This window comes from Collinsella sp. 4_8_47FAA, from assembly GCF_000763055.1.
In the GTDB taxonomy this organism is placed as follows: domain Bacteria; phylum Actinomycetota; class Coriobacteriia; order Coriobacteriales; family Coriobacteriaceae; genus Collinsella.
On record NZ_KN214137.1, the window covers coordinates 146,699 to 150,713 of the forward strand.

3 protein-coding genes are annotated in these 4,015 nt (G+C 51.6%); 1 reads left to right on the plus strand and 2 read right to left on the minus strand.

Going from position 1 to position 4,015, the window contains the following annotated elements:
• On the minus strand, positions 1–651 hold a 651-nt coding region (locus tag HMPREF9463_RS08805), incomplete at its 3' end, for a sugar nucleotidyltransferase (RefSeq protein ID WP_035138616.1).
• 156 nt (positions 652–807) lie between these two features.
• On the opposite strand from HMPREF9463_RS08805, the gene HMPREF9463_RS08810 reads away from it, so the two are divergent.
• Positions 808–3,279, plus strand: coding sequence for a glycosyltransferase family 2 protein (locus HMPREF9463_RS08810; protein ID WP_084591855.1), 2,472 nt, complete (start codon positions 808–810; stop codon positions 3,277–3,279).
• 352 nt (positions 3,280–3,631) lie between these two features.
• Here the strand turns inward: HMPREF9463_RS08810 and HMPREF9463_RS08815 are convergent.
• Positions 3,632–4,015 (minus strand): ATP-binding protein (locus tag HMPREF9463_RS08815; RefSeq protein WP_035138617.1); only part of this gene is annotated, 384 nt, incomplete at its 5' end.

Below are 4,015 nucleotides of genomic sequence, written 5' to 3' on the forward strand. Positions count from 1 at the left end.
GAGGGTGACCACGGACAGCGTCCCCTCCTCCAGGTACATCTGGTTGAGCGTGGTGATCTCCAGCTCCCCGCGGGCGGAAGGCTGAACCTTGTGGGCCTTGACGGCGACGTCGCCCGGGTAGAAGTACAGGCCGGTGACGGCGTAGGAGCTCTTGGGGCGGGCGGGCTTCTCCTCGATGGACACGGCCCTCCCCCCGCGGTCGAACTCCACGACGCCGAAGCGCTCGGGGTCGTCCACGTGGTAGCCGAAGACCGTGGCTCGGCCCGACTCGGCGTTCCGGGCGGCGCGCGTCAGGTGGCGCGACAGGCCGTTGCCGTAGAAGATGTTGTCGCCGAGCACCAGGGCGCACGGCTCGCCGGCGATGAACTCCTCGCCGATGGTGAAGGCCTGCGCCAGGCCGTCCGGGCTCGGCTGCTCGGCGTAGGAGAGGTTCACGCCGTAGCGCGAGCCGTCCCCGAGCAGGCGCTCGAAGTTGGGCAGGTCGGTCGGCGTGGAGATGACCAGGATGTCCCGGATGCCCGCCAGCATGAGGGTGGACAGCGGGTAGTAGATCATGGGCTTGTCGTAGACCGGCAGCAGCTGCTTGGAGGTCACGAGCGTGAGCGGGTACAGGCGCGTGCCGGACCCGCCGGCGAGGATGATGCCTTTCATAAAAATCCTCTCGATTGACAATCGTTGAGCAAAAGCCGCTGTTTACAGAAGCATAGCTAATAAAATTATACGCACCGGCGGCAACCTCCCCGTCTTCTTATTTAAATCGGACAGCAGAAACACGCAACTCTTTCTGCATTTCTAGCGAGGCAACAAATGAAAAAGTACAATGGGCAGTGTCCAACAAACGAAAGGCAGACAATGCGAGTCGAAACAACCGGAGTATGCAGAGGAAACTGGAAAATCTACCAGCAGCTTAAGATTGAAGGCATCCATAAAGGCTCCAGCGTAACAGCCCAAGCGGCTACAAACGACAACCGCTGCTTACCTTTATCCCTCCTAAAATTCCGGGACAATGGTTGTGACTCGAACTCATACGTCCTTGTACTCCCCGATCCCGATGCCCGCACCATCAAAATTGAGTTTTGCGAAATCGGCCAAGACGGTCGTACCCTGAGCAGCGACTCCCTTTCACTCAATTGCAAGAACATCAAATGGGAGTCTCGCCTTAACTACAAAATTAAACCTGACATGTGCAGTAAACTCCGAAACTATGATGACGTTTCAGAGTTTGACATGGCAACGATTGATTTCTGGCAGTGCATCGAAGATTCAAGCGACTACATCCTTAGGTGCACGGTGAGAACGCCGTATCGTAGCGACTCCCAAATCAAACTTCGCTGCCTCGATCGAACCCTCAATGAAGTTGATTTGAGCATCGTCAATTTCGGTTCGAATGTAACAAGCGTTGGATTTACGTCTGAGAAAAAGCAACTTGAAACGCAGCTCTCGGTTCGTATGCCAAAGGCGTTCGATCGTTATTATTTTGTTATTGACGATCAAAATCACCCATCATTCAGTGCATTCGACTGCTTAACGCCCGATAAATTAGGCATGCTTCTTGAGGAGACCAACTTTCTCTTTACCCATGCGCAGTTTGACCCTGAATACCCCGAATGGTTCACGGAACATAAGGCAACCATCGGCGCTCTGGAGAAACAGAGAAAAATCGTCTTCAACAGCGCTCCGAAGTTCAGCATCATTGTCCCTCTTTACAACACGCCCATTTCGTTCTTTAACGATATGGCCGAATCCGTAAAAACCCAGTCTTATGCAAACTGGGAGCTCATCCTAGTTAATGCAAGTCCTGACAATCAGGAACTAAAGGCTCGCGTTGAGCAGGAGACGGCCCACGACAACAGAATTAAATCAATTAACCTTACCGAGAATAAGGGCATTTCCGAAAATACAAACGCCGGCGTTGCCATCGCTTCCGGTGATTTCGTTAGCTTCTTTGACCATGACGATATTCTTGAACCGGACTTGTTGTTCTCATATGCCGAGGCAATTGAAAACGATGATGACGTCGATCTTCTTTATTGCGACGAAGATAAACTCATGCCCGATGGGAAACTAGCGCAGCCGTTCTTTAAACCTGATTTCAATATCGATCTGCTCAGAAATAACAACTATATCTGCCACATGCTTACCATCCGTAAGTCCCTGCTTGAGACTCTGGAACCGAATACGAAAGAGTTCGACGGGGCGCAGGATCACAATCTGACACTCCGCGCCGTGGAAAAGGCACGGAAAGTTCATCATGTTGCAAAGGTTCTATATCACTGGCGCCTAAGCGAAACCTCCACCGCAGCAAATGCCGATAGCAAGCCGTATGCCACCATCGCAGGTATCAAAGCGGTCCAGAGTCATTTGGATAGGCTTGGGCTCAATGCGAAAGTCGAACAAGCGCGTCGTCCCTTTACATATAAAGTAACCTACGCTGTGCCAGATTCCCATCCACTAGTGTCAGTTATCATCCCGACTAAAGACCACGCCGACATTCTGGACAACTGCATTAAGTCAATTGCTGAAAAATCAACGTACGACAATTACGAGCTTGTCATAATCGAAAACAACAGCACAGAAAAGGCGACGTTCGATTATTACGATAAGTTGCAAGCAAAATATCCTGATATCGTTCGTCTTGTAACTTGGGAACACGAATTCAATTTCTCCAAGCTCATGAACTTTGGCGTGGCTCACGCCAAAGGAAACTATCTCTTACTGTTGAATAATGATACTGAGGTAATTACCCCCAATTGGATTGAGACCATGCTTGGCATCTGCGCACGAGAGGATGTTGGCGCAGTTGGTGCAAAACTCTACTATCCCGACAACACCATTCAGCACGCGGGCTTATGCGTCACTGGTGGCGTGGCAGGACATCTTTGTCAAAGCATGCCAAAGGATAACTGGGGTTACTTTGCGCTCAACGATGCACAACAAAACTTCAGCGCCGTCACCGCAGCTTGCATAATGACCAAGCGTAGCGAATATGAGAAAGTCGGAGGTTTCAGTGAAGAGCTTCAAGTTGCATTTAATGATGTTGACTTTTGCTTAAAGCTACGCGAGATCAACGACCTGATCGTATACACACCTGAAGTCGAGCTCTATCACTACGAGTCGATTTCTAGAGGCGTTGAAAACAATACGGAGAAGCAGATACGCTTCCACAAAGAGGTCGCGTACATGAATTATCGATGGGCTAAGTATTACGTCGAAGGCGATCCTTATATGAATCCAAACTTCACCGTCGGGGAACCCGCGAATCGTTATTATCATTTATAAGAAGTTTGCATTTCTTTTCATATTCAATCTAGGCAAATTAGCATGTGTCTAGGCTAGATAGGGGAATCGAGGATTAACCCTCGATTCCCCTATTGTGATAAGTTGTCCTTCACTCGACAGTCAGAGAGTATCTTATTCCAAAGGCGTATTTAAAACCCAGCCCCACTGAGGCGTAGCGGTAGTGTGGTAGTAGTTCAGCCACCAGGCCAGTGATGTCGTCCTGATGTAGCCGATGTTATCCATAATGTTAGCGCCGGAATAATTTAGCCAAATATAGTCGGCCGAGATTGACCAATCCCGGCCGACCCATTTTAGCCAACACGCCCGCATCTATGACTTTCCTATCGCATTCCTACATCCCCTCGGGCTGGATCCCCCTCACCTTCACCGCCTGGGGGACGGCCTCCACCGAGTAGGTGTCAAGCTCCCTGCCGCGGTAGCTCGGGCCCCGCATCACGAACACCGACGCCTTGTCGAACAGCCTGTCGAGGGCGCAGAGGAGCGTGTCGTCGCCCGTGAAGAACTCATCCCACCCGCTCGGGGCGATGTTGCTCGTGAGGACCATCGCGTTCGGCCCCTCCTTCTCGTAGCGCCTGTCGACGACATCGAAGAACAGGTCGGTGCACGGCCTGTCGTAGACGCATCTCCCCACCTCGTCAATGATGAGGCACGACGGCTTGACGAGCGAGGAGACGACCCGCGAGGTGTTTCCCCGCTGGACGGCCTTCTGGAACCT